Source organism: Arthrobacter sp. BB-1, assembly GCF_006151685.1.
Taxonomy (GTDB): Bacteria; Actinomycetota; Actinomycetes; order Actinomycetales; family Micrococcaceae; genus Arthrobacter.
Window position 1 is genome coordinate 107152 of the sequence record NZ_VDEV01000010.1, and the last position, 24735, is coordinate 131886.

At 65.7% G+C, this 24735-nt stretch carries 27 protein-coding genes; 14 read left to right on the forward strand and 13 right to left on the reverse strand.

Features of this window, described 5'->3' with window-relative positions:
- Window positions 1-51 precede the first annotated feature (51 nt).
- From FHJ30_RS05275 to FHJ30_RS05295, 5 genes are all read right to left on the reverse strand, one after another.
- Window positions 52-867, reverse strand: coding sequence for a carbohydrate ABC transporter permease (locus FHJ30_RS05275; RefSeq protein WP_139028251.1), 816 nt, complete (start codon window positions 865-867; stop codon window positions 52-54).
- Between the two features lie 4 nt (window positions 868-871).
- Window positions 872-1768 (reverse strand): carbohydrate ABC transporter permease, encoded by an 897-nt coding sequence (locus FHJ30_RS05280; RefSeq protein WP_240793597.1) that lies wholly within the window; start codon window positions 1766-1768, stop codon window positions 872-874.
- Window positions 1769-1830: 62 nt separating this feature from the next.
- A complete protein-coding gene (locus FHJ30_RS05285) occupies window positions 1831-3117 on the reverse strand; it encodes an ABC transporter substrate-binding protein (RefSeq protein ID WP_139028253.1) in 1287 nt (428 codons plus the stop codon).
- Between the two features lie 90 nt (window positions 3118-3207).
- A complete protein-coding gene (locus FHJ30_RS05290) occupies window positions 3208-4092 on the reverse strand; it encodes an aldolase (protein WP_139028254.1) in 885 nt (294 codons plus the stop codon).
- Window positions 4093-4133: 41 nt separating this feature from the next.
- Window positions 4134-5033 (reverse strand): carbohydrate kinase family protein, encoded by a 900-nt coding sequence (locus FHJ30_RS05295; protein ID WP_139028255.1) that lies wholly within the window; start codon window positions 5031-5033, stop codon window positions 4134-4136.
- A gap of 142 nt (window positions 5034-5175) precedes the next feature.
- Between FHJ30_RS05295 and FHJ30_RS05300 the strand changes: the two genes are divergently transcribed.
- The 3 genes from FHJ30_RS05300 to FHJ30_RS05310 all read left to right on the forward strand — a co-directional run bounded on the left by FHJ30_RS05300 (window position 5176) and on the right by FHJ30_RS05310 (window position 8097).
- Entirely contained in the window at window positions 5176-6318 is a 1143-nt protein-coding gene (locus FHJ30_RS05300) for a Gfo/Idh/MocA family protein (RefSeq protein ID WP_139028256.1), read from the forward strand.
- Window positions 6319-6388: 70 nt separating this feature from the next.
- Window positions 6389-7171: a DeoR/GlpR family DNA-binding transcription regulator gene (locus FHJ30_RS05305; RefSeq protein ID WP_139028257.1), complete on the forward strand. Its 783-nt coding sequence runs from the start codon at window positions 6389-6391 to the stop codon at window positions 7169-7171.
- Entirely contained in the window at window positions 7168-8097 is a 930-nt protein-coding gene (locus tag FHJ30_RS05310; RefSeq protein WP_139028258.1) for a 2-hydroxyacid dehydrogenase, read from the forward strand. Before FHJ30_RS05305 ends, FHJ30_RS05310 begins: the two co-directional genes overlap by 4 nt.
- Window positions 8098-8103: 6 nt before the next feature.
- Here FHJ30_RS05310 and FHJ30_RS05315 read toward each other — a convergent pair whose 3' ends face one another.
- From FHJ30_RS05315 to FHJ30_RS05335, 4 genes are all read right to left on the reverse strand, one after another.
- Window positions 8104-8973 (reverse strand): hypothetical protein, encoded by an 870-nt coding sequence (locus tag FHJ30_RS05315; RefSeq protein WP_139028259.1) that lies wholly within the window; start codon window positions 8971-8973, stop codon window positions 8104-8106.
- A 13-nt stretch (window positions 8974-8986) separates the two neighbouring features.
- Window positions 8987-9589, reverse strand: a complete 603-nt coding sequence (locus FHJ30_RS05320) for a hypothetical protein (protein ID WP_171058927.1) — start codon at window positions 9587-9589, stop codon at window positions 8987-8989.
- Window positions 9590-10287: 698 nt separating this feature from the next.
- Window positions 10288-11547 carry an MFS transporter gene (locus FHJ30_RS05330; protein WP_139028261.1) on the reverse strand — a complete coding sequence of 420 codons (1260 nt, stop codon included), beginning with the start codon at window positions 11545-11547 and terminating at the stop codon, window positions 10288-10290.
- Window positions 11544-12002, reverse strand: coding sequence for a MarR family winged helix-turn-helix transcriptional regulator (locus FHJ30_RS05335; protein ID WP_139028262.1), 459 nt, complete (start codon window positions 12000-12002; stop codon window positions 11544-11546). Before FHJ30_RS05335 ends, FHJ30_RS05330 begins: the two co-directional genes overlap by 4 nt.
- A 302-nt stretch (window positions 12003-12304) precedes the next feature.
- On the opposite strand from FHJ30_RS05335, the gene FHJ30_RS05340 reads away from it, so the two are divergent.
- Together FHJ30_RS05340 and FHJ30_RS05345 are read left to right on the forward strand one after the other, a co-directional pair.
- Window positions 12305-13321 (forward strand): serine hydrolase, encoded by a 1017-nt coding sequence (locus FHJ30_RS05340; protein WP_171058928.1) that lies wholly within the window; start codon window positions 12305-12307, stop codon window positions 13319-13321.
- 24 nt (window positions 13322-13345) lie between these two features.
- Window positions 13346-13861, forward strand: a complete 516-nt coding sequence (locus tag FHJ30_RS05345; RefSeq protein WP_139028264.1) for a GNAT family N-acetyltransferase — start codon at window positions 13346-13348, stop codon at window positions 13859-13861.
- 31 nt (window positions 13862-13892) lie between these two features.
- Here FHJ30_RS05345 and FHJ30_RS05350 read toward each other — a convergent pair whose 3' ends face one another.
- Window positions 13893-14288: a DUF1801 domain-containing protein gene (locus FHJ30_RS05350; RefSeq protein ID WP_139028265.1), complete on the reverse strand. Its 396-nt coding sequence runs from the start codon at window positions 14286-14288 to the stop codon at window positions 13893-13895.
- A 56-nt stretch (window positions 14289-14344) separates the two neighbouring features.
- Between FHJ30_RS05350 and FHJ30_RS05355 the strand changes: the two genes are divergently transcribed.
- Together FHJ30_RS05355 and FHJ30_RS05360 are read left to right on the forward strand one after the other, a co-directional pair.
- The gene (locus tag FHJ30_RS05355; protein WP_139028266.1) at window positions 14345-14671 is read left to right on the forward strand and encodes a hypothetical protein; all 327 of its coding nucleotides are present in this window, start codon (window positions 14345-14347) and stop codon (window positions 14669-14671) included.
- Window positions 14672-14757: 86 nt separating this feature from the next.
- Window positions 14758-15102 carry an iron chaperone gene (locus tag FHJ30_RS05360; RefSeq protein ID WP_139028267.1) on the forward strand — a complete coding sequence of 115 codons (345 nt, stop codon included), beginning with the start codon at window positions 14758-14760 and terminating at the stop codon, window positions 15100-15102.
- A gap of 3 nt (window positions 15103-15105) precedes the next feature.
- Here the strand turns inward: FHJ30_RS05360 and FHJ30_RS05365 are convergent, their stop codons facing one another.
- Entirely contained in the window at window positions 15106-16290 is a 1185-nt protein-coding gene (locus tag FHJ30_RS05365) for a metallophosphoesterase family protein (protein ID WP_139028268.1), read from the reverse strand.
- A gap of 295 nt (window positions 16291-16585) precedes the next feature.
- Between FHJ30_RS05365 and FHJ30_RS05370 the strand changes: the two genes are divergently transcribed.
- The 7 genes from FHJ30_RS05370 to FHJ30_RS05400 all read left to right on the forward strand — a co-directional run bounded on the left by FHJ30_RS05370 (window position 16586) and on the right by FHJ30_RS05400 (window position 23611).
- Window positions 16586-17482: an SDR family oxidoreductase gene (locus FHJ30_RS05370; RefSeq protein ID WP_139028269.1), complete on the forward strand. Its 897-nt coding sequence runs from the start codon at window positions 16586-16588 to the stop codon at window positions 17480-17482.
- A gap of 91 nt (window positions 17483-17573) precedes the next feature.
- Window positions 17574-18098 (forward strand): mycothiol transferase, encoded by a 525-nt coding sequence (locus FHJ30_RS05375; protein WP_139028270.1) that lies wholly within the window; start codon window positions 17574-17576, stop codon window positions 18096-18098.
- A gap of 218 nt (window positions 18099-18316) precedes the next feature.
- The gene (locus tag FHJ30_RS05380; protein ID WP_139028271.1) at window positions 18317-18697 is read left to right on the forward strand and encodes a VOC family protein; all 381 of its coding nucleotides are present in this window, start codon (window positions 18317-18319) and stop codon (window positions 18695-18697) included.
- Between the two features lie 65 nt (window positions 18698-18762).
- The gene (locus FHJ30_RS05385) at window positions 18763-19074 is read left to right on the forward strand and encodes an SRPBCC family protein (RefSeq protein ID WP_139028272.1); all 312 of its coding nucleotides are present in this window, start codon (window positions 18763-18765) and stop codon (window positions 19072-19074) included.
- A gap of 248 nt (window positions 19075-19322) precedes the next feature.
- Window positions 19323-20465 carry a DUF1524 domain-containing protein gene (locus tag FHJ30_RS05390; protein ID WP_240793598.1) on the forward strand — a complete coding sequence of 381 codons (1143 nt, stop codon included), beginning with the start codon at window positions 19323-19325 and terminating at the stop codon, window positions 20463-20465.
- A gap of 65 nt (window positions 20466-20530) precedes the next feature.
- Entirely contained in the window at window positions 20531-21430 is a 900-nt protein-coding gene (locus FHJ30_RS05395; RefSeq protein WP_240793599.1) for an excalibur calcium-binding domain-containing protein, read from the forward strand.
- Between the two features lie 306 nt (window positions 21431-21736).
- The gene (locus tag FHJ30_RS05400; protein WP_139028274.1) at window positions 21737-23611 is read left to right on the forward strand and encodes an LVIVD repeat-containing protein; all 1875 of its coding nucleotides are present in this window, start codon (window positions 21737-21739) and stop codon (window positions 23609-23611) included.
- A gap of 65 nt (window positions 23612-23676) precedes the next feature.
- Here the strand turns inward: FHJ30_RS05400 and FHJ30_RS05405 are convergent, their stop codons facing one another.
- Window positions 23677-24111 (reverse strand): ester cyclase, encoded by a 435-nt coding sequence (locus FHJ30_RS05405; RefSeq protein ID WP_139028275.1) that lies wholly within the window; start codon window positions 24109-24111, stop codon window positions 23677-23679.
- A 131-nt stretch (window positions 24112-24242) separates the two neighbouring features.
- Window positions 24243-24641, reverse strand: coding sequence for a DUF1304 domain-containing protein (locus FHJ30_RS05410; protein ID WP_139028276.1), 399 nt, complete (start codon window positions 24639-24641; stop codon window positions 24243-24245).
- Window positions 24642-24735 lie beyond the last annotated feature (94 nt).

Sequence of the window (24735 nt, forward strand, 5' to 3'; positions counted from 1 at the left end):
GGGAGGGGGTGGGCACGGCCGGGCGGGGGAGGGCCGCCGTCGTGATCATCCTCATCCCTTGCTGGCGCCTGCGGTGATGCCGGCCACGAAGTAGCGCTGCAGGAAGACGTAGGCAACCACCACGGGCAGGGAGGCCATGATGACGCCGGCGAAGAGCAGCGGGTAGTCGGTCTGGAACTCGCCCTGGAAGCTGAGCAGTGCCAGCGGCAGGGTGCGGTTGCCGGGAGACTGGATGAACAACAGCGGGTACAGCAGTTCGTTCCAGTGGATGACGAAGAGGAAGATGGCGGCCGCGGCGATGGACGGCGCGGACAGCGGCAGGGCGATGGAAACGTAGGTCCGCCAGGGCCCCGTCCCGTCAATCGAGGACGCCTCGTAGAGTTCCTTGGGCAGGGTCCGCATGAACCCGCCCAGGATGAACACGGCGATGGGCAGCGTGGACACGAGGTTCGCCACCACCAGGCCGGCCAGGCTGTCCAGCAGCCCCAGCCGTCCGAAGAGGACATACAGCGGCACCATGTTGGCCTGCGCCGGGATGGCCATGCCCAGCACCAGGAAGCCGAAGATGGCCCAGGACAAGAAGCCACGGAGCCGGGACACGGCGTAACCGGCAAGGCTGGCCAGGAACAGGGTGAGCGGCACCGAGATGGCGGTGACAATCACGCTGTTCATGAAGGACGAGCCAAGGTCCTGGCCGCCGATTACCTCGGCGTAGTTGGCGGGGGAAAGGGACTGCGGCAGGCTGAACGGCCCGGCAAACAGTTCCTGCGTGGACTTGAAGCTGCCGAACCCCACCACGGTCAGCGGAACGATGATGATGACCGCGTAGATCGCGAGGATTCCGCGGCGGGTTATTGACGCGAGCATGCTGTCATTCCCCCTTCGGGGTGAGGCGGAGCAGCCGGCGCTGCAGCCAGGTGACCAGGGCGATCATCGCCATGAAGATGATCGACTGGGCGGCGGCGTAGCCGAACTCCGAGTTGGCAAAGGTGCTGTAGATGCGGGTGGAGAGGATGTCCAGGGACTGCTTGGGCGGGTTGCCCGCGATGCCCAGGATCAGGTCGAAGGCCTTGAACGACTGCACCGTGGTGTACGCCACCACAATGGACGTTGCCGGCGCGACGAACGGCCAGGTGATGGACTTGAACTGCTGCCACCTGTTGGCGCCGTCCATCTCCGCTGCCTCGTACAGTTCCCTGGGGATGGCCTGCAGGCCGGCGATGTACACCACCATCATCTGTCCGGCGTGGAACCACACCTGCGTCACGGCCACCCAGTACAGGGCCTGGGCGTTGTTTCCGAGATACGAGCCCTGGAGGGCATCCAGGCCGAAGGTGTCCAGGACGGTGTTCGCCAGTCCGAAGTTGGGATCGTAGATGAACTTCCAGATGAAGGCCACGGACACCGAGGACAGGATGGTGGGGAAGAAGAACAGGGCCCGGAGCAGGACGCTGCCCCGGGAGTTCTTGGTCAGCAGCAGCGCCAGGATCAGCGAGAACAGCGTCTGCGCGATAACCACCAGCAGCACGAACTTCAGGTTGTTGGTCAGGGCGTTGGTGAAGAGCGAGTCGCTGGTGAAGGCCCGGATGAAGTTGTCCAGGCCAACGTAGTTGAACGCCGCCGAGAACCCGTTCCAGTCCGTCACGGCGTACTGGAATGCCTGCAGGGTGGGCATCACCAGGAAGAAGGCGATGACGGCAACCGCGGGGAGCGGGAAGAGGTACAGTGCCGGATTCACCCGGGTGGGCGAGCGGCGGCGCTTTTTCACGGAGTCAGTTTCCGTCCGGCTGTCCGGCGCCTTCCGCGTGGGCGCCGTCCCCGGATGGATGCTCATAGCCGTTCGTCAACAATCTTCTGGGCGGCCTCTGCTGCCTGCTCCGGGCTGGTGCCGGAGATGACGGCGGTGGCGCTGGCTTCCACGGCGTTGCGGACGTCCAGGTTCATGAACTGGAACCGTGCCGCGAGGGCCGTCTTCTTATCCAGCCACGGGCTCAACCGCTTGAGATCCGGGTTGGTGTAGTCCACGTCCTTTACGGCCACGTGCTGCGCTGTCTGGTTGGCGTAGTAGGCGGCGTTCTCCGGCTCGGAGAGGAAGTCGATCCACGCGGCTGCGGCGGCCTGGTTCTTGCTGGCGGAGTTAACGCCCAGGATGAACGTGGCGTTGTAGACACCCTCGTACTTTCCGTTGCCGTCCGAGGTGTTCGGGAACACCAGCTCGATGGGGAACTGGGCGCCCAGGCCCCGCACTGCGGCGATGTGGTACGAACCGGTGGCCAGCATGGCCGCCTTCCCCTGCGAGAACAGGTTCTGCGCAGGTTCCACGGCCGTGCCGGTGGCGTTGGGCTGCAGGTACGGGACCAGGTCCTTGTACTGGTTGAGCATCTTGATGAACCAGTCGTCGGTGACCTTCAGCTTGCCCTGTTCAATCTGGGCGCACATGTCGTCCACGGGCGCGTTGTTGGAGATCATGCAGTTGAACAGCTGCCCGCCGTTGCCAACGTCGCCGCCGGGCCAGGAGAGGGGGATTACTCCCGAGGAGGCGAGCTTTTCGCACATGGCCAGGAAGGAGTCCCAGTCCTTGGGTGCAAGCTCGGCGCCGGCCTTGTCGAAGAGGTCCACGTTGGCCATGGGCATGGGGAACACCACCTGGTACGGCAGGCCCAGCTGGCTCTCCCCGGACTTGCCGGCCGAGAGCAGGCCGTCCTGGTAGTTGCCAACAGCCTTGCTGTCCTTGAGTTCGGTGTAGATGCCGGCGTCGGTGAAGTTCTTGAACTGGGCGCCGCGGAAGGTGGCAAACGCGTCGCCGATGGAGCCGCCGCGCAGTTTCTGCAGGGCCTGGGCGTTGTAGTCGTTGGACGTGGAAATGTCCTGGGCAACCTCCACGCCGCTGTGCATCGCGGCGAAGCGCTTGATCAGTTCATCGAACACCGCCTTGTCCTCGCCGCGCCAGTGGGCAAAGGACACCTTCCCGGTGACGGCTCCGCTGGAGGGTGCAGCAGGGCCGGTGGCGCCGCCGGGCGCGGTGGAACCGCCGGGGCCGGCACATGCTGCCGCGGTGGCTCCGAAGCCCAGGGCGCCCAGGATTGCGATGGCCTGCCTGCGTGAAATCTGACTCACAATAATCTCCTCGTTGAGTGTTTGCTATGCCTTGGTTTTGACTGCGGAAAGGGGATGCCACGGTCACGGCGGTGTGGCTCCCAGGAATGCTTATGCGTTGGTCCGTTGGGCGGAGACGACGTCGTCCACAACGGCGCAGAGGCGCTGCAGCCGCCGGACGGCGTCAGAGGACAGGGATTCGACGACGTCGGGCGTACCGATGCAGGAGGCCCAGACGGCGCGGCCGGAGAGGAAGCCGCTGGCGCCTTCCAGGCAGGCCCACCGCACGGCATCCGGGAAAACGTCCTCGGGGACGCCGGAGGAGAGGACAACCCAGGGCCCGTCAATGGCGTTGGTGAGCTCGGCGCAGGCCGCGCGGACCTCCGCTTCCGGCGCCTGGCCGTGGAAGGGGACTTCGGCCTTGTAGAGGTCGGCACCGAGGCTGCCGAGTTCCTTGGCGGCTGCCAGGATACCGGCGTTCCAGTCAAAGTCGCCGCCGGCCAGGGGCTTGCGGGAGACGGGTTCGATGATGCTGATCAGCCCGGCGGACCGGCAGCTTTCCACGAATTCGCGGACCATCTCCACCCGGCCTTCGGCTGGCTCGTCCGGGCGGTACAGGACCAGGAGCTTCAGGGCCTTCACGCCCAGTGCCTTGTATTTGTGCGGGTCCACCAGGCGGTCGATGGTCACCTCACCCACCAGTTCGCCGTGTGCCGGTTCGAAGTGGTCGGCCGAAGCGATGAGCCCGCAGTTCGAGTCCACCACGCCGGCTTCGATGGCCTGGTCCAGGGCGAACTGCCGGTCGATGAGGATGCCGGAGGCGTACGGGGTAAGGATCCGGGCGGCCTCAAGCTTGAAGTTGCGCAGGTCCTGGTCCGTGACGGGCTGGTCCGTGTGCTCGGCGAACATGTTGCGCATGGCTTCGCGCTGGTCCACGGCGAGCATCGCGAAGGCGCCGGAGGGGCGCTGGAGGGGTGAGAGATCGGTGGGGCTCATGGGCTGCTTCTTTCAGCTGGGCGGTTTGGTGTGCAGGTTCGTTAGGTAAGGGCAGGCGTGATGGCCTGGTGCGGGATAGCGGAGCGGCCGTCCAGGCCTTCGCAGGAGGCGGAGGCGGTACGGCCGGCGAAGGCGGCGGCTTCCACGAGGGGGAGGCCGGCTGCGACGGCGGCGAGGATGGCGCCGTGGTACACGTCGCCGGCGCCGAGGGTGGAGACGATGGTGGCGGGTGTTGCCGGGACGTGCACGGCATCGGCGGTGCCGTCCTTGACCCAGGCACCGTCGGAGCCGGCGGTGGCGACGACGGCGGAGGCGCCGTCGTCGACTGCTTTCTGCAGCAGCGCCGCGGGGGAGAGGTCCCCGCCGTACTCTGCGCGGAGCCGCTCGATGGTGGGCACGTAGAGGGCGATTCCCCGGGGGGTGAAGGCGGGGATGGGATTGCCGGCGTCCACGCTGATGTTCATCGTGCGGGGGTTGAAGTCCGGGAGGGACGCGACGGCGTTCCAGCCCAGATGGTCCACATGGACCCAGGCTGCAGATTCCACCAGCTCATGGAAGCGGCTGCCGGCGGGAAAGCTGACCGGCGGGACAGGGCGGGTGACAATGGCCCGGCTTTCCGATGCCTTGCTGACCACGATCACGCTGGCGCCGGTTTTGACGCCGGCGTCCCGGACCACCGCGGACGTATCCACGCCCTCGGCCTGCAGGCCGCTGATGATGCGGTCGCCTTCCTCGTCGGTGCCCAGGACACCTGCGAAGGCGGTGCTGGCTCCTGCCCGCGCTGCTGCCACGGCCGCCGTGGCTGCAGGGCCGCCGCCCGCCGTCGCGAAGTCCGAAGCGACGGTGCGGCTGTCCGCGGCGGGGTAATCCTCCACCAGAGCGATGGAGTCAAGCGTGGCGCATCCTACGAAGAGCAGGGTTCCGGTTGACGGTTGGGGCACGTTCCACCTCGTTGTAGTTCCGGCTGGTACTGAAGAAATATACACACGCTATGTTGGAATAACAACACTTTCGGTATAGTTCTGTTTGGGATGCAACGCCACGGTCCCCCCAAATACTCAACGTAGAGAAACGGAGCAGCACATGTCATTGCCTTCTGCGGAAACCGTCCGGACTATCCGATACGGCCTCATCGGGGCAGGCCACATGGCCCGCGAACACGTCCGGAACCTCGCCCTGATCCCCGGCAGCCGGATCACCGCAGTGTCCGATCCCACGCCGTCATCCCTTGAGGAGACCGCAGCGGAGATCGGCTACGAAGTGCAGGCTTTCCCTTCCCACCAGGAGCTGCTGGCCGCCGGCCTGGTGGACGCACTGGTGATCGCCAGCCCCAACGACACGCACCTGGGCATCCTGAAGGACATTTTCGCCAGCGGCGCCAACCTCCCTGTGCTGGTGGAGAAGCCGGTGTGCACCACCGCAGAGCAGGCGGATGAACTCGAGGCGCTGGCGGCGGACTACCCGGCACCTGTGTGGGTTGCCATGGAATACCGCTACATGCCGCCGGTCCAGGAAGTCATCCAGGCTGCGCACAACGGCAAGCTCGGGAACGTCTACATGCTGTCCATCGTGGAACACCGGTTCCCGTTCCTCCACAAGGTGGACTCCTGGAACCGCTTTGCGGAGCGGACCGGCGGAACCCTGGTGGAGAAGTGCTGCCACTTCTTCGACCTGATGCGGCTGATCCTGCAGGACGAGCCGGTCCGCGTCTACGCCAGCGGCGGGCACGACGTGAACCACATGGACGAGGTCTACAACGGCCGGGTGTCGGACATGATCGACAACGCCTACGTGATCGTGGACTTCAAGGGCGGCCGCCGCGCCATGCTGGAGCTGTCCATGTTCGCGGAAGGGTCCAAGTTCCAGGAGCGGATTTCCATTGTGGGTGACGCCGCCAAGATCGAGACGCTGATCCCGGTGGCAGCCAACCACTGGATCCCCGGGGACGAGGCCGAGGCCACCGTGGAATTCAGTCCGCGCTCGCCGCTGGGCCCGGAGAAGCACGAGGTTCCGGTGGATGAGGCAGTGCTTGCCGCGGGCGCCCACCACGGTTCCACTTACTACGAGCACCTTGGCTTCCGGAAGGCCATCCTGGGCGAGGGGCCGGTGGAAGTGACGGTTGCGGACGGTTTGCAGTCGGTGCGGATGGGCCTCGCGGCCGAGCGTTCCATCGTTGAAGGACGCCCCGTGGAGCTTACGAATACCGGTGCCGGGGTACGTCACTAGGTAAGTTGGTGTTGGAATTGCAACACTGCGCCGGGCTGGGGTGCGGCGGGTGGGGCAGAAAGAAGGGGATATGAGCACCGCACGTGAAGAGGCGCCGCTGACGCCACGCCAGCGCACCATCCTGGACGAGCTGGGCCGGCGCGGGTTCATTTCCACCACCGATCTGGCGGAAACCTTCGCCGTCTCGGACATGACAGTGCGCCGGGACACCAGGGTGCTGTCCAAGCTGGGGCTGGTCCGGGTGGTCCATGGCGGGGTCAGCGCCGTTCAGGGGCACGGGCAGAATGCGGACTTCGCGGCCCGTGTCCGGGAGGATGCGGACGGCAAGCTGAGGGTGGCCCGGGCCTGTGTGTCCATGGTGGGCGAGCGGGATGCCATCATCCTGGACGCCGGCACCACCACGTACCAGATCGCGCAGGAACTGCCCTCCACCTTTACGGGCACCATCATCACCCATTCGGCTCCGGCCATCCAGCGCTGCCTGCAGCTGACCTCGGCGCGGACCATCTGCCTTGGCGGTGAACTGCTGCTGGACAGCCAGGCGTTCAACGGTCCCATGACGGTCAGCGCTGCGGCCGGACTGCGCGCCAAGACCGCGTTCATTGGCGTGAGCGGAATCCATGACGAGGCGTTTTACATTGAGCGCGACGTTGAACGCGCTACTAAGATCGCACTCATGAACTCTGCGGAACAGGTGGTAGTGGTGGCAACACACCAGAAGATGCTGCGGTACGCGCTGGCCCGGCTGGCGGCCTTCGACGCTGCTGACGTATTGGTCACGGACGCGCCCCCGCCGCGGGAAATCCAATCGGCCCTGCGTGCGGCGGACGTCAAGCTTGTGGTGGCGGCATGACCGTGCCGTTGCGGGTTTCGCTGCCCGACCAGAAACTGGTGGATGCACTCGAGCCGGCTGCCGGCGTCGAATTCTTTGTGTGGGACTTTTCCGGTCCTGCCCCCGCCGGCCGGCTGGACATCGTGGTGCCGCCGTACATGCGCGGGCCTGAGGTGCTGGCGGCGCTGGAGTCCGTGGAGATCGGCCTCGTCCAGAGCCAGTCCATCGGGTACGACGGCGTGGCGGATGTCCTGCCTGCCGGTTGCGTTTTCGCCAACGCGGCAGGGGTGCATGAAACGTCGACGGCGGAACTCGCCCTGGGAATGATGATCGCCAGCCAGCGCGGCATGGCTGACTTCGCCAGGAACCAAGCCACCGGGACCTGGGACAACAGCCAGCGGCCAAGCCTCGCTGACCGCCGGGTGCTGCTGGTGGGCTACGGGGGAGTGGGCAAGGCCATCGAGGCCCGGCTCCTTCCCTTCGAAACGCAGGTGACCCGGATGGCGAGCCGCGAACGGGAGGACGCGGGCGGGAAAATCTTCGGAATTGACTCGCTGTATGAGCAGCTGCCCCTGCACGAGATCGTGGTGGTCAGCGTGCCACTCAGCGAGCAGACGAAGCAGCTGGTGGACGCAAAGTTCCTGGCCGCGATGCCTGACGGGGCGCTGCTGGTGAACGTGGCCCGCGGGCCGGTGGCGGACACGGATGCGCTGCTGGCGGAGACGTCGTCGGGCCGTCTGCGCGCCGCGCTGGACGTGACGGACCCCGAGCCGCTTCCCGCGGACCATCCGCTGTGGACCTCGCCCGGGGTCCTGATTACCCCGCACGTTGGCGGGGCAAGCTCGGCGATGTTCCCGCGGATGGTCCGGCTGGTGAAGCAGCAGATCGGGCTGATGCTCGAGGGTCAAGAGCCGGTCAACGTGGTGCTGGGCGGCGCTTCGCACTAGGGCACTCTATCTCCGGAATTCGATGCGGACGGAGTTGTCGTCCGGGAGGACGATGACCGTCCCGTCCCGCGGCGTCCAGCCGTCGTGCAGGAAGAAGAAGCGTCCGCCGCTCAGCACCAGCAGGCGGAGCCCGTCGTACCGGTAGAGCGGGGCGTCCCCGTTGCCCACCTTCACTTCAGTGACAGCGCCGGAGCCGATGCCCAGCGGCTTGGGCGAGTACACCTCCGCCCGGGGCATGAACTGGACACCCCGTTCGTAGTCCACTGCCAGCCGCCGGCCCAGCGCCTGGGCATAGTCGGCGGTGCCCCAGAACAGCAGCAGCGTCACGATGCTCAGGATCAGCGTGGTTTCCACCGCCCGCTGTTCGGCGCTGAGGGATGGCAGCTTGCCGTCCCGGCCCAGGCGGCGTAGGTGGACGCACCAGGTAGCCGCCAGTACGCCCAAGGCCATCAAGTACGGCGAGAAGAGTGCCGTCCGGGTGCGGTCCACCACTGCCAGCACCAGGCTGACGCCGACCACAAGCCCACTGACCAGTGCACCGACTCCGGCGGCCCGGAGGATGACAGCGCGGCCCCGGCCCTCCTCGATCCGTCGGCGCAGCAAGCGGTCCAGCGCCAGCCAGGCAACGTTGGCAGCAAGGATGCAGACCAGCGGCAGGAAGAGGGCGTTGATGCTGATGAGCAGGTAGTCCTGCACCGTGTACCCGAAGAGGCTGACATTGAGGCCCATGTAAGCCGCCTGCGCGTCGGCGCGTGCCCAGCCGAAGTAGAACAGCAGCGCCGTGGCAACCGTGACCGGCGGGCCAATGGCGGAAATGACTCCGACGGCGCGGGACCACGAGGAACGCCCGTCCCCGCCAGCCTCCGCCTCCGTCACGGTACGGCGCCGGTCATGGTGCGGCGCCCGGCGCCTGCGGGCACGTACCCTGGTCCGCGGCGTACTCGAAGGAAGCGGACCCTTGCACTTGCCAGTCTGAATCGGCAATGCTGACATCGGCCGTAGTGGATTGCACTTCATCCAGTGGCGGTGCCAGGAAGTAGAACTCAAACGGGAAGTTGGTGTCCGTGAAGCTCTGGCGCTGGCTGACCAGTGCCGTGGTGGAGCCAACGTTAACCGAACGGACAGTACCGGCGGGGAGGCCGGTCACGTTCCCGTCCAGGATGATCACATCTCCGACGCAGACCTGGAAGGGCTGGCTGTCGCCCGCGTCGTCCTGCACGGCTTTGAGTTCCGGCACGCAGGCGGTTCCGGGCCTGGGGGCAAGTTCCACGATTGCGTTCGGCTTTTGAATCCGGACGGCGGCGATATTGCTGAGGATCTGCTGTGCGGCTTCAGACCAGCAGTCAGGCGGGGATATCGACAGGGCAGAAATGCCCGCATCCCAGGCAGCCTGGTCACCCTTCAAGCCCAGGCAGAGGGCCCTCGCTGCTTCTTCCACGGTATTGAAGGGCTGGTCGAAGCCAGGAATCGACGCGCAGTTCAAGTCCTTCAAGCGCACGTACCAAATTGGATCTCCCCGTCCTACCGGTCCTATCGGCAGCCAGTCGAGCACCACGGTCTCGGGTGCGGGCGGCTGGGCAGGGGCGGGCGGTCCGGGTGGCTGCGCGGGCGATTGGCCTGGGGCCGGTGGGGCAGGCGGCTGGTTGGGGGCGGGCGGTCCGGGTGGCTGCGCCGGACCAGGCCCTTGCGGCTGGCGTGGCGCGGGCAGCGGCTGTGGGGCGGGTGCCGGGTCCGGGCCTTGCGGCCGGCTCCGCCCGCTGTCAGAGCCGCTTCCGGAACCGGAGCCTGTACCCTCTGCGTCTGAACCGGCAGAGCCGCGGGATCCGTCCGATCCTTGGCTGGCCTCGGCGGCCGCTTCTTCGGCCGGGCGGTCCGACGGCGATGCGTCCTGCCCGCTCCGGCCAGACGCGGCGGGGCTGCTGGCAGGAGGGTCACTGCGGTCGTCCGTCGCCATGCAGGCAGAGAGAAGCAGCGACAGGATCAGCGCCCAGACAAGGGCGATCGGGTGGCGGCGGCTGTAGGAGTGCATCTCGCACCATCACTATCTCTGTTTGCCGAACTTCCAGCCTTGGCTTGGGTGCGGGGGATCTCCGCCGGGGAGAGCCCTACTTCCGCAGGGTAGGTGCATACACGGGCATTAAACACGCCCGGCGTTACTGCGCCGTTACTGCCGGGCTTTATTCCCATATTTCACAGGGCGGGCTGGCGCTTCCTGCGGAAGACAGTCCGCAGATGGTCGCGGAAACCCAGGCTGCTCCTCCTGCTGACCACGACCACGCCGGAGACAGCGGCCAGCAGCACGATGGCACCGCCGGAGGCCACGGCCCAGCGGGCACCGAACTCCGATCCGATCCAGCCCATCAGCGGCGCACCCACGGCGGTGCCGCCCTGGAGGACCGCCAGGTACAACGCCAGCACGCGCCCGCGGAATTGCGGCTCCACGGAGAGCTGGATGCTGGTGTTGCAGCTGTTCAGGAACGTGATGGACGCCAGTCCGATCGGGACCAGGACGGCAGCGTACAGCCAGAACGACGGCGACACGCTCCCCAGGAGGGTAAAGGCACCGAGTCCCAGCGCACCGCCCAGCAGGAACCGCAGCCGCGGCCCGGCCCTGCGTGCCGCAAGCAGGGCCCCGGCCAGGGTGCCCACCGCCATGATCGAACCAAGAAGCCCGAACTCGCCCGGGCCGGCGCCGAACTCAGTGGTGGCCATCAGCGCGTTGATGATGGGAAAGTTCATTCCGAACGCCCCCAGGATGCCCACCAGTACCATGATCAGCACCAGGTCCGGACGGTTGCGCACATAGCGGACACCTTCCGCCACCTGGTGTTTGCTCCGTGTTGGCCGTGCCGCGGGGGTGAGCTCAGAGGTCCGGATCCGGAAGAGGGAGATGATGACGGCGGCGAAGCTGGCGGCGTTCAGAAGGAAGACCGGTCCCGTGCCCACCCAAGCGATCAGTACTCCGGCGATGGCAGGGCCGGTGAGCCGGGCCGTGTTGAAGGACGCGGAGTTCAGCGCAACGGCGTTGGAGATGTTGTCCTGGCCCACGAGTTCGGACACAAAGGCCTGGCGGGACGGTGCATCGATGGCGCTGGCTATCCCAAGGCAGAGCGCGGCCACATAGGCGTGCCAGAGTTGTGCGGTGCCGGTGACCACCAGGAGCCCGAGCGCCAGCCCGGTCGCACCCATGGCCACCTGCGTCCACAGCAGGATCACCCGTTTCCGGTAGCGGTCCGCCAGCACTCCGCCGTACGGCCCGAGCAGCAGCATGGGCAGGAACTGCAGGCCGGTGGTGATGCCGACTGCGGCGCCGGAGTAGTTGGTGAGGACGGTCAGGACCAGCCAGTCCTGGGCCACCCGCTGCATCCAGGTGCCGATGTTGGACACCAGCGCGCCGCTGGCCCAGATCCGGTAGTTGCGGTTTTCCAGCGCGCGGAACATGGCGCTCATCTGCCGCTCATCTCCTGCATGATGCGTGCCGCCCGGCTTAGGACCAGCCGGTCTTCCTCGCTCAGCCCCGCCACTCTCTGGGCAAGCCATGCGGTCCGCTGGTTCCGGGCCTCTTCAAGGACGACCCGGCCGGCGTCGGTGATGTTGATGTGGACCTGGCGGCCGTCGTCGGGGTTTGCCGCCCTGGAGACGAAGCCCATCTCGGCGAGGGCGTTGACGATCCGGGTCATGGACGGGGCCTGAACGTGCTCGCTTTTGGCCAGTTCGCGGAGGGTACTGGGTCCGCTGCCGTTGAGCAACGCCAGGACCGTGTACTGCCCCGGCGTAATGGCATCGCCGGTTGCCTCGACCCGGAGCCGCCGCGAGGTGCGCATCACGGCGGTACGGAGGTCGATGGCAAGGGTGTCGGGGGCGATTTGTTCGGCTGTGGTGCTCTCGTTCTTGGTGGTGGTCACGCTCGCGTTGCGCCTCCTGAAAATGCTTAGCAGTGCTAATTAGTCCTGCTAATAAGTATGCTGCGGTGGGTGGCGCACCGCAAGGCTGTGGGTGGTTGACGTCGGTCACCACGGCGAGGAGCATCTAACCTGCAGGTTTGGCCTGGGGGTTCAGGTTGGTGGCAGGCATGAAGCGGATAGAACGTTTTTCTTGGTGCATCACGGCGCTTGGCGCTGCAGTCCTCCTGGGTGTCGGTGGCTGTTCCGCCGCTCCCGAGCCGCCGCCCGCGCCCGCGTCCCGTCTGAGCCAGCTGAAAAGCGATGTGGAGCAATACCTTCAGGACCGGCTTGCCACCGGCGCCTCCGCCGTCCTGGTTCAAGCCCGTGCCGGCGGGGAAACCTGGTCCGAGGCACATGGGGTGAAGGACCAGGAAACCAGGCAACCGGCGGAGCCAGGCGGCGCATTCCACATTGCCAGCGTCACCAAGCCGATGGTGGCGGCGGCAGTGCTGACGCTGGTGGAAGAGGAACGGCTGCAGCTTGACGGGCTGGTGGATGATTACCTTCCCGGGTTCCAGGAGGTGATGAAGCCGCCGCAGCCGGTCTCAGTGCGGATGCTGCTGAACCATACTTCCGGCATGCCGGAGTTCGAAGGGCCGTTGAGCCGTTCAGGTCCCTTGAAGCAGGTTTTTGCTGCCCCCATCACCGGTGAGCAAAGGCTGGCGCTGGCGGGCACGGAGCAGTGGGAAAAACCTCCAGGTTCCGGGTTTGAATACTCCAGCTCGAACTATGTGGTGCTGGGTCTGATCATCGAACGGCTGACCGGGCGGAGCCTGTCAGAAGTGCTGAGGAGCCACGTTACGGAACCGCTGGGAATGGATGACACCGTGCTGGCCGGTTCCGCCGCCGCGCCTTCCGGCATGGTCCACGGGTATGCGGTGGTCGACGGCGAAACGATGGACGGTGCCAACGCGGGCTTCCATGCCGGCTCGGCATCCGGCGGCATGATCTCCACCGTCCACGACGTGAACACGTTCTTCTCGGCCCTCATGCAGGGCAGGCTGGTGAACCCCGCGTCGGTGGAAGAGATGCGCGGCTCCGATGCTGAGCCTTTTGGGCTCGGGCTCTTCAAGTGGCAGGACAGCTGTACGGGCGACTTTTACTATGGCCATCTTGGCGGGACGCCGGGCTATGAATCGCTCGCGATGACCAGCGCCGACGGCACCCGGCAGCTTGCCCTGGGGGTGGCGTACACCGCGGAGCCCCTGGTTCCCGGGAAAACACGGGACAGCACCGCGTTTGAGGACATGGCCACCAAGGCCTTGGACAGCACCTGCTGACGGCACGCCTGGTTAGGCTGTGGCATGGACTATGTTCTTCGCCGGGCCACTCCGGAAGATGCCGAAGCTGTGGTGCTGATGCACACGCTCGCCCACGAGGAGTGCTACCCGCACCTGCTGTCCCCGGCCTTTTTCGCCGCCCGCCGGAAGGCAATCCCGGAACGGGTGGACCGTCGTCGTACATACCTGGACGTCGCTGACCCGCGGATCATCGCCGTGGACGCCAACAACGAGGTTGTGGGACTCGCCGACGCCGGCCCCGGCCGCGACGAGGACAGCCCAGTACCCCTGGAGCTGTACTCGATCTACGTCCTCGGCCGCGCGCAAGGCACGGGGCTGGGGACGGCCCTGCTGCGTGCCGCGGTCGGGGAGTCCCCGGCGTACCTATGGGTGCTGGAGGACAATGTGCGGGCACAGGCCTTCTACCGCCGGCATGGCTTCCTGCCTGACGGCAAGCGCGGCCTGCTTCCACCCGACTGGGAGGAAGTGCCCGAAATCCAGATGGTCCGGCCTGCCCAGGCCGCCGCACGGCCGGCATGACCGCCACGCAAGCTCTTGATGCGGAAGCGGCCTACTGGGTCCCCTTGATCTTCCGCCAGCCACCCGCGCGGTTGGTTTCGATGATGGCCCGGAACATCTCCACCAGGGCCTCCTCATTGATGGGGTCGCCCTCATAGTAGGAAATCATCCTGCCCGTCTTGTTGCCGTGGCCGCCCGTGATGATGTTGTGCGGGTCCGGGGCCAGGCCGCCGTCGTACAGGAACACATTGACATGGTCCTTCGCGGCGAGCAGCGCGCAGATGTTGCCCTGCAGCACGAAGTACGGCTGGACTGTGCGCTTGATGGTCTCCTCCACGGCAGGATCGGCAGCATGGGCCAGGTCCCGCACCTTCAGGCAGATCTGCTGCTGCCAAGGCGGGAGTGCGCCGATGTAGTGGTCAACGCGGGGATCCTTCTGGTAGGTCATCCTTGAACTCCTGACGGGTCTGTTACTGGCCGGGCAACGCTCCTATCGTTGGAGCCATGGCTGATACTTTTGCGTCCCTGGTGGAAACATTCAAGAACATCGGCGTCTCCAGGGCCTACGGTTCCCCAATCCAGCTGGGCGGGGAAGAGGTCATTCCCGTCGCACTGGTGTCCTTCGGGTTCGGTGGCGGCTGGGAAGCCGGGCAGGAGGGTGCGTCCGGCGGCGGGGGAGGCGGGATGGTGCTGCCGCTCGGCGTCTACCGGAACGTGGGCGGGCAGGTGGCGTTCCGGCCCAACACCGTAGTGGCGCTGGTGTGCCTGGTGCCCCTGGTCAGCGCGGCGGGTGCCGCCGTCCGGAAGGCGATCCGCGCCGCTAAGTCCTGAGGCGTGCTGCCGCCCCTTCCGGAAGGTACGACGGCGACGCCCGCCGGGCGCCGTCGTCGTGCGTGCTGCGGGTCTACACTGGCCGCATGGGTGACGTTGACGATTCCCTTGCCGCCATGGGTGAACCGGAGCGCGGCTGCCTGCAGCGCGTCATCGCGACGGCACGGCGCGTGGTCCCGGAGGCCGAGCAGGGCCGCAGCTACGGGATGCCCGCGCTGAAGGTGGACGGCAAGCCGCTCATCGGAGTGGTGGCGGCTGCCAAGCACCTGTCCATCTTTCCGTTCTCGCCCGAGGTGGTGGACGCCGTCGCGCCCAAGCTGGCGGGCTTCTCGTTGTCCAAGGGGACTGTCCGGTTCACGCCGGACCATCCCGTCCCCGAGGAAGTGGTGGAGGAGATGGTCCGGCTGCGGCTTGCGGAGATCCGGAGGTAGCGCCTAGAGCTGCGCGGGATCCAGGGGCAGGGGAGTGATCGGCTGGTCGTTCGCGGTCAGGTCGATGCCCAGGTCCTTGGCGAACACCAGGCGGGTCTCCTTGTAGATCCCCGCGTGGTTCTCATCCAGCTCGAAGACGCGTGCGCCGCGGAGCCGGTTCCTGTCGGCGCCCGGCAGCCCGTAGGCGCCGAAGCCCGTCCCGGGCGCGTAGCCGAGCTCCACGCCGTAGTAGTTGCCCACGTAGGTGTTGACATGGTCGTGGCCCACAAAGTAGCCGCGGACGTCCCCGCGTTCCAGGAAGGCGTTGAACAGCCCTGAGTTGAAGGGGCCGGGGCACTCGTCCTCGTTCCGTTCGCCCACAATGCCGTGCTTTGCCACCGCACGCTGGTGGTCCGCGTCCGTCCGCGAATCGATGCTGGCGAACCACATGCTGCGGTGCTCGTGCAGGGCGATGTGCCCCCACATCAGGGACGGGATCTTCTTGCCGTACTTCTGCTCGGTGGCGATGGAGAGATTGCGGTACCAGGTGACCTGGTCCATGCGTACCCAGTCCCAGTCCGGGTAGCCCTCGAAGTCCTGCCCGTTGATGGTGTCCGGGGCGTAGCGGCCGGTGTCGATGAGCCAGAGGCCGAAGGCGGGGTCCTTGGATTTTGAGGACTGCACCAGCAGCAGCGAGTTGGATGTGCCGGTGAGGCCGTCGGTCGAGTCGCCGTTGACGTTGAACGCGTAGCTCTGCAGGAACTGCAGCATCTTGGCCTCGGTCATGCCGGTCCGGGCCACCGAGTCCTCATCGTGGTTGCCGAACGTCACGGCCCACGGGATCTGCCGTGTTTCCATCGGCCGGACCACGTGGTTCAGGGCCTGCTTGACCTCCAGCTCGGTGTCGCAGCCGCCGTTGATCACGTCCCCGTTGATCACCACGAAGTCCGGCTTCTCGGCATCAAGGGTGCGGTCCATGAGCTCGATGGTGCGGCGGTCGGTCTGCTCGTCGTCCTGCGTGTCGTTGAACTGGATTACCTTGAACCGGCCGTCCGGGCGGAACGCGATCGTGGGCTTGGGGGCCTTCGTTCCCGGCACCGCGGTGGCTCCGGTTCCGGCCGCCACCGTCATGCCGAGAGCGCCCAGGGTTCCTGCTGCCGCCAGGGCCGCCCGCCTGCTGAAGTTGGGCTGGTTGATTTTGATGGTCATCGCTGCCTCTCTGCAATTTTGCGGCCGGGTTCCGGCCGTTCGTCACTGTGAGGGTAGGAAGCCCGGGCATCGGGGCGCCTAACGCATGGTGAACGGCACATGGTGGTGGAGGAAACCGGCGCACGGAAGGCAGGCTCCGCCCCTCGCCGGGCAACCCGCCGCACGATATATTCGAGGAGGAATCCCGATCTCAGCTAGAAGACCTTGCCCCGGACTGGCCGGGCTTTGCTTGGTTTACGCATTTCCCAAACATCGCTCTTCCCGGCCAGCCCACGCTGCACCAAGGAGCGTCCCCATGACTAACGCCAAGCCTGTCCTCGTCGTTGGCGGCACGGGCCACCTCGGCGGCAAGGTGGTTGATGAACTGCTGGCCAGGAGCAAAAGTGTCCGCGCCCTGGTCCGCCCCGGATCGGACGCGGGCAAGCTCAAGGCCAAAGGTGCCGAAATTGCCCGCGGCGATATGCTCGACTTTGACTCCCTCATCGCAGCAATGACAGGGGTGGATGCAGTCATCACCACGGCGGCCGGATATACCCGCCGCGACAAACGTGCCCTGGAAATCGACACGGTCGGAAACACCAACCTCGCCATCGCTGCGAGCCGGACCGAGGTCCGGCGTTTCGTCCTTACCAGCATCCTCACATCGGACCAGACGCCAAACGTCCCGCACTTCTGGCACAAGAAGCAGGCGGAGGACAGGCTGGAGCAACTGGGCGTCCCGTTTGTCTCTCTCCGCCCCGGAGCTTTTTTTGACCAGGTCACCCAGTTTGGCGGTGACCCGTTCGAAAAGAAGCGACTCACCTGGTTGGGTACCGCGACCGTCCCCCTGACTTTCGTCCTCACCTCCGACCTCGCCGGTTACCTCGGGGAGGCCGTCGACGCGGACGTCGCCGACGGTGAACGCATCGACATCGGGTGGGACCGGCCAGTCAGCATGCAGGACGTCGCGGGCATCGTTTCGACCATTGCCGGAGAACCGGTCCGTGTGCGCTCAGTGCCGTCACTGCTTATCAACGCCGCGGGCAAAGTGTTGGGGCCCTTCGTTCCGCTGGTCAAGGACATGACGTCCATGCTGGCTTGGTTCGAGACGGGCAAATACGTCGCGGACACGTCGCGCCAGGCTGAAGTGTTCGGACCCGCCCCGACGCCGGAGGATGCGATCGGCCGGTTCGCCAGGAGCCTGGGGCACTAGGACAGCCGGTTCAGCACCGCTGCGCGGCGTGCAGGGGGTCAAAAAAGTACAGGGTGTATCGTGGCTGCTCATCGTCGTCAGGGAGGGACCTGTGAAGACCAACGAACTGCTGCTGGACGCCTTCGGCCGGATCCGCGAGAACGTGGAGTCCACCCTTGAAGGGCTCGACGGCGGGGCGCTGGCCTGGCGGCCCGGCGGCACCGGAAACTCGATTGCCTGGCTGATCTGGCACCTGGGCCGCGTGGAGGATGCGCAGGTGGCCGACGTCGCCGGCGGCGAACAGGTTTGGAAGGCCCAGGACTTCGTGGGCCGCTTCGGGCTTCCGCTGAACCCCCGCGACACCGGCTACGGCCACTCCACCGAACAGGTGGACGCCGTGCAGGCCGGGCCGGAGTTGCTGCTGGAGTACTACGACGCCGTCCACCGGCGGACCGTGGAATTCCTGCAGGGCGTCGCGGACCGGGACCTGGACCGCGTCGTGGATACCCGGTGGGATCCGCCCGTCACACTCGGAGTGCGGCTGGTGAGCACCCTCGCGGACTGCCTCCAGCACGTGGGGCAGGCCGCCTACGCCAAGGGCCTTAAGCCTGCGCCGGGACACTCCAAGACGCGGTAGCAATCCCCTATTTCCGTGGGCACAATTCGGTTCCATAATGGCCACATAGGCTTCGGGGACCCTCGCGCCAATGACGGCTGGCGGGGCGTTCGAGAGTCCTGGGTGGCTGCGCAGGGCAGGCGGAACCGGCGGCCACGCGGCCCGGACACGGACGTTCCGGGCGGCACCAAGGGGGAGAGCAGCGCCATCAAAGCGAAACACTGCCTAAAGGAATCATCATGCTCAAGGATTTAGCAGCTATGGCCGTCCTTCCTGCAAAGGACATCGCGAGGGCGAAGGAGTTCTACAGCGACAAACTCGGGCTCGAACCGGCGGAGTCGATCGAGAATGACAGCCTGGTGTACCGCTGTGGCAACGGAACGTCCTTCCTGCTGTATCAGACAGAAAATGCGGGGACGGCCAAGAACACCCAGATTGGCTGGGAGACGGACAACCTCGAACGCGAGATGGAGGATCTGAAAGCCCGTGGCGTCAAATTCGAAGACTACGACTTCCCTGGCCTGAAGACGGAGAACGGAATCGCGACCGACTCGTGGGGGAAGGCCGCTTGGTTCCTGGACAGCGAGGGAAACATCCTCAACCTTTCCCAGCGCGCATAACCACGGGTATAAGCCCGCGCCCGCACGGTGCCCGCGCGGGTTTTGCCCAACAGGAGGTGGACTGCATGGGCACCCTGGAATGCTCGGTGTCGATTAGGGCCACGCCTGTGGACGTCTGGAAGACCTATGTTGACCCGTCCCGGCTGCCGGAGTGGCAGACGGGCTCGCCTGTCATCCCGGAAGTCCATGGCAAAGGGGACCAGCCGGGGTCCACATACTCGTCAGACCGTGGTCCGGGCACTGCCCGGACCACGGTGCTTGCCGCCGTTCCGCCGCGCCGGATCGTCACCAGGACCGTTGCGCGCAAGGAGCTCGCCAACCTGAAGGCCCTCATTGAGCGGGAGGTCCAGGAGCCCCCGGATCAGCCGGTGCCCTGATAACAGGGTGGCCATACGCCGCAGCGATTGTTAAGCGCCGAATCCTCCGTGCGACAAGAACCATCAAGCCTTGATCAAAGTTGGCGCAGGTTCTCCCCAGTTTCGGCCGCCTCTGTGGCCCGGGGAATTACGTTTTTGCCATACCAGTTTTGGCTTAGCAAAGGGCCCGGCTTAGTGCCGGGCCTTTTTACGTGGGGGAAAAAATGTCGGATTTCGGGGGCTTCAGCAGGCCAGCACCATTAACTCCGGTGCGAAAACAACAGCGCAGGCGGCGCGCTTCCATCCTCGCCGCAGCAGGGGTCAGCGCGCTTCTGGTTTTTCCGGCCCTCGCCGGCTGCGGGAGCCCTGCCGGCCTGAAGGCTGCCTCATCGGAAGCCACCACGTCGCCCACCGCCACGGCGGTGAGCGCAACTGCCAAAGCCGCGCCTTCGCCGTCGTCCGCTCCCGCGGGCCAGGAAACGGGCGCACCGCTGGATCCCGAGACCCCGGGCACGCTGGCGCAGGCCGCGGCGGTGGCGGCCCCGAAGACACAGCCTGCTTTCGCTACCAAAGCGATCGACCTTCTGGCCACCCTTCCCATCAAGGGCCGGGCGCCCAAGACGGGCTACGACCGGGCGCTCTTCGGGCAGGCATGGCTGGATGTGGACCGCAATGGCTGTGACACCCGCAATGACATGCTCAAGCGGGACCTCACGCGCATCAGCGACACCAACAGTGTGCCCTGCAAGGTACAGTCGGGGACGCTGGCGGACCCCTACACGGGCACCACCATCAGCTTCCTGCGGGGGAGCGGGACCAGCAGCAAGGTGCAGATCGACCATGTTGTTGCCCTCAGCGACGCGTGGCAGAAGGGCGCCCAGCAGCTCACCACTGAACAGCGGACCGCTTTTGCCAATGATCCGCTGAACCTTCAGTCCACGGACGGCCCCACCAACATGAAAAAGGGCGACGGCGACGCCGCCACCTGGCTGCCGCCGAACAAGGGCTTCCGCTGCGAGTACGTTGCCCGGCAGATTTCCGTGAAGGCGACGTACAGCCTGTGGGTCACCCAGGCGGAGCACGACGCGATGGCCAGGATCCTGGCCGACTGTTCGGGCCAGCTGGCGCCCACGAACCAGGAGGCACCTGTCGCCCCAGCGCCGGCTCCCGCGCCGGCCGCCGAACCCGCACCGGTGGTGGCGGCGCCGGCCCCGGTTGCTCCTGCTCCCGTTGCGCCAGCGCCTGCCCCGGCTGTGGTGCCGGCGCCAGCTCCTGTTGCGCCTGCACCTGCGGCCGCCTACTACGCCAACTGTGCCGCGGCCCGGGCCGCCGGTGCCGCGCCGCTCTTTGCCGGGCAGGCAGGCTACCGGGCCGGGCTGGACCGCGATTCCGACGGCGTTGCCTGCGAGTAGCCGCCCGAAATCCCGGGGCCCAGCGCCCCGTCAGCATCACCATCACGAATATTCCTAGGGGAAAAATGACAAACTATCCGAACCACCCGTATGCGCCTGCCCGTCCGCAGCAAAGATGGAAGGCGACCGTGCTCTTCTGGATCGTGGCGGCGCTGCTGCTGCTGGTGCTGATTCCGTTTGCCATTGCAGGTGGGTTTGGGATGGTGCTCTTCATTCTTGGCCTGGTCGCCCTGCTCACCGGACTCTATGTATTCCTGTTCAAGCGCCGGTCCTGGGTGGGGCTGCCGCATCGTAAGTCGGGCGGGCTCGTGGCAATTGCCGGATTCGTTGCCCTGATCTTGGGTGCTGGGGTGGTTGGTGCTACCGCAGCCCCGCGAGCGGACACTGACAAAGCAGCCCAGGTGAGTCCTGTTCAACAGTCGGCGACGGCTACGCCAACTCCTACCCCAACGGCAACTAATCCCGCAAATTCGACCTGCACGACCGCTGCCGGGACTCGTCAGTACAACAACCAGACATTCATCTGCACTGCGGGAAGCGACCAGCGCCTGGTGTGGATGAGCGAGGCCGATTCGAAGCGGGTGCTGGCCGAGAAGGCTGCAGCAGAAAAGCTGGCTGCAGAGAAAGCCGCTGCGGAAACGGCCGCAGCAGAGAAAGCTGCCACTGAACAGGCTGCTGCCGAGAAAGCCGCGGCCGATAAGGCGGCAGCGGACCAGGCCGCCGCGCAACTGGCCGCCGAACAGGCTGCAGCACAGAAGGCGGCGGAGGCAGCAGCTGCGCAGGCTGCACAGCAGGCCGCAAAGCCCGCTCCCGCTCCGGCACCTGCTGCGCCGGCGCCGTCGTCGGTCTACTACGCCAACTGCGCGGCCGCCAAGGCAGCAGGAGCGGCACCCCTCTATAGGGGCCAGCCGGGCTACCGCACCGGGATGGACGGCGACAACGACGGCGTGGCCTGCGAACGGTAGTCCCTGTTGAGCCAACGAATGCCGTGGATACCTTCCCGTTCGAAGGTATCCACGGCTTTCGTTTGTCAGCGTGTCCGTTGACAGGCCTCTAGCAGCCTTGACGACAGGAGTCTCTAACAAGCGTTTTTGGTCTTATAAATGATGAACCTGAAAGAAACCTGAATATTCCCTAGACATTGGAATAATTCCAGGCTTAGGCTGGGCGCCATTGGGGGGCCAAAGAAAAAATTCAGCTGGAGGCAAAGCATGCCACAACGCAGTAGATCGGTTGTTTTTGCAGCACTAAGTACCCTGGCACTATCCGCAATGGGACTCTCGGGCGCCACCGCCCACCCGGACGGCCAGCACGGCATGGACGAGGGGCATCTCACCGGGACCGGGGAGTTCGGGAAGATTAATCTGGTGGATACTGTCCGCCTGACAAACACCCCTGACCTGATCGCAGATGTGAGTGTCTCGCCGGACGGAAACACCGCCTTCCTTGCCAACTGGGGCGAGCCTGACTGTGCCGGACCGGAAACGGGGGGACAGACCAGCCCGGATGCCGGCGTCTACATCGTGGACATCACGGGCGTGGACCAGGGCTCGGCCGGAGCGGAACCCAAACAGGTGGGATTCATCCCCTCACACCAGGACTCGCGCCCGGGCGAGGGCCTGCAGGTAGTCAACATCAGCACCGCAAGCTTCACCGGTGAAGTCCTTGTGGTGAACAACGAGGCGTGCGGGAAGAACGGCAAGGGCGGCGTATCCCTCTTCGACGTCACGGACCCGCTCAACCCGAAGAAGCTGTCCGAGAACTTCGGCGACCGCGCCCCGGGCAGCCGGGATTCCAACGAAATCCACAGCGTCTTCGCCTGGGACGCAGGTGACAAGGCCTACGTGGTGATGACCGACAACGAGGAGGCCACCGACGTGGACATCCTCGACATCACCAACCCGCACCGTCCCCGGCTGGTCGCGGAGTATGACCTGAATACGTTCAACGTAGACCAGCCGGAGCTGGGGCTTACCGATTCTTTCCTTCATGACATGGTGGTCAAGGAAATCAACGGCCATTTCATAATGCTGCTTTCCTACTGGGACGGCGGCTACGTGCTCCTGAATGTCGATGATCCTGCCAATGCGGTGTTCCTCGGGGACTCGGAGTTCGCAGCTGTGGACCCCCAGCTGCTTGAATCCCTGGGAGTGTCCCTCACCCCCGAGGGCAACGGGCACCAGGCGGAGTTCACGGCGGACAACCGGTTCATCATCAGCACGGATGAGGACTTCGCCCCGTACCGCACTGACGATTTCAAGATCACCAGCGGGGCCCACCAGGGCACCTACCCCTCGGTGATGGTTTCCGGCGGCCAGGCGCCCGCCATCCTGGAGGACCTGACCCTGAACGGCCCTGTGGTGTACGGCGGCTATGCGTGCCCCGACTCCGCAGCTGTCCCCACCCCGGAGAGCATTCCGGGGTACGTGGAATCGCTGACTCCCGGGGAGGAAACCACCCTGGTGCTGCAACGGGGGCCGGTCGGTGACCCCAGTGCCCCGGAAGGGGCGTGTTTCCCGGGGGAGAAGGCGCACGCGGCAGCCCTTGCCGGCTGGGACGCGGTGCTCTTCGTCAACCACCACACGGGTGAGGCTGCTCCGGGTGAGCCATTCTGTGGTTCAGGCGGGTTCGAGGACGAGATCGTTGCGGTCTGCACCACCCACGCTGCATTCCACCGGCTGTTCGACCTGGCACCGCTGGATGCGCCGTGGACCTACCCCGAGAACCTTGCCATCGGCACAGTGGGAGCGGACATTGAAGTGGGGTCGGTCTTCGACGGCTGGGGCTACGTCCACCTCCTGGACGCGGCCACCCTGCAGGAGCTGGACACGTTCGCCATCCCTGAAGCGCACGATCCTGCCCACGCGCTCACTTCCGGGGACCTCAGCGTTCACGAGGTGGCCGTTGACCCGCAGGATCCTTCGCTGGCCTACCTCTCGTACTACTCCGGTGGCCTTCGGGCGGTCCAGATCCAGTGCACGGACCCTGCCGACAACACCACCTGCGAACTGGTGGAAGTCGGCGGCTACCTGGATCCGGCAGGAAACGACTTCTGGGGAGTGGAAACCTTTGTTGGCGAGGACGGCGTGACCTACGTCCTGGGCAGCGACAGGGATAGCGGCCTGTGGATCTTCACGGATCCGTAGACCGGTAGGCAGGTAACAATCGCGGAGGGGGCGTCTGGGCGCCCCCTCCGTCATTTAAGGACAGATCAGTGCGATGACAACTCGCGCATCAGTCCGAGCTGTGCCAGGAACTCCACCTGGTCGAAGTAGAAGTGGTGGGAAGTGATCTCCCCGTCCTCAACCGTGGCGACGTCGCAGCTGTGGACCCTGAGTTCCTTGCCAGTGGGCTGAAGGGTTTCGCCGGACGGCATGCGCAATGGACCGGTGTTGGTTCCGATGACGATGCCTTCATCGATGGCCACGTTGCCGGCCTCGTATCGTCCCGTCTGGTCGTACCGCACATCGGGCATGGCTTCCCAGAATTCCATCAGGTATCCGGTGATGGCGTCGCGCCCGCGGAGCTCTCCCTTATCGGGGGTGTGGGCCACGGCGTCGGTGGCGTAGCTGCGTGCCAGTGCCTCTTTGTCTTTTGTTTCCATGGCCTTGTTCAGGCGATCCATGACTTCACGTGCCTGTCCCATTGTGGACCTCCAATTTTTGGGCGGCCTCACGGAAGCGGAGGCCGCTTCGTGGGTTTGGCTTCGGCTGCTTGCTGGAGCCAATTTAATTGCACGTCGGCGGCAAGTGGGCTGTCAATGAGCTGGGCTACCCTTCAGAACGGCAGCGCAACCAGGGCTATCAGCGCCGGCACCGTGGCGCCGACGGTGCCGGGGATGCTGTCACCCTTTCTTGGATAGTGGCCCTGCATGTCCGCCAGGAACATGGCCGGAGCGGTCAGCACCATGTTCGCGCAGCAGTAGATCACCAGGGTGTAGCCCACCACCACGTAGCCGGTGTTCACGGCCACCACCCCGGCGAGGACTCCCAGGCCGATCACCAGGTTGCGGAACCCGGTGGGGATGGCCCACATCATCACGGCCGGAACGTTCTGCGGCGGGGTGCTCAGGAACTTTTGTGCCCCCGGCCGGTGCATCAGGAAGCTTTCCAGCGGGAACACCGCGATGTAGATGACCGCGGCGAATACCGCGAAGACCTGGGATACGGCGTTCATAAAGGAAAAGTACGACGCCGGGACCAGCGGCCGCGATCCCCTCGCCGAGGGTTGCGCGGTGCTGGAGGAACCCCCACTTTAGGGGATTGCGCCG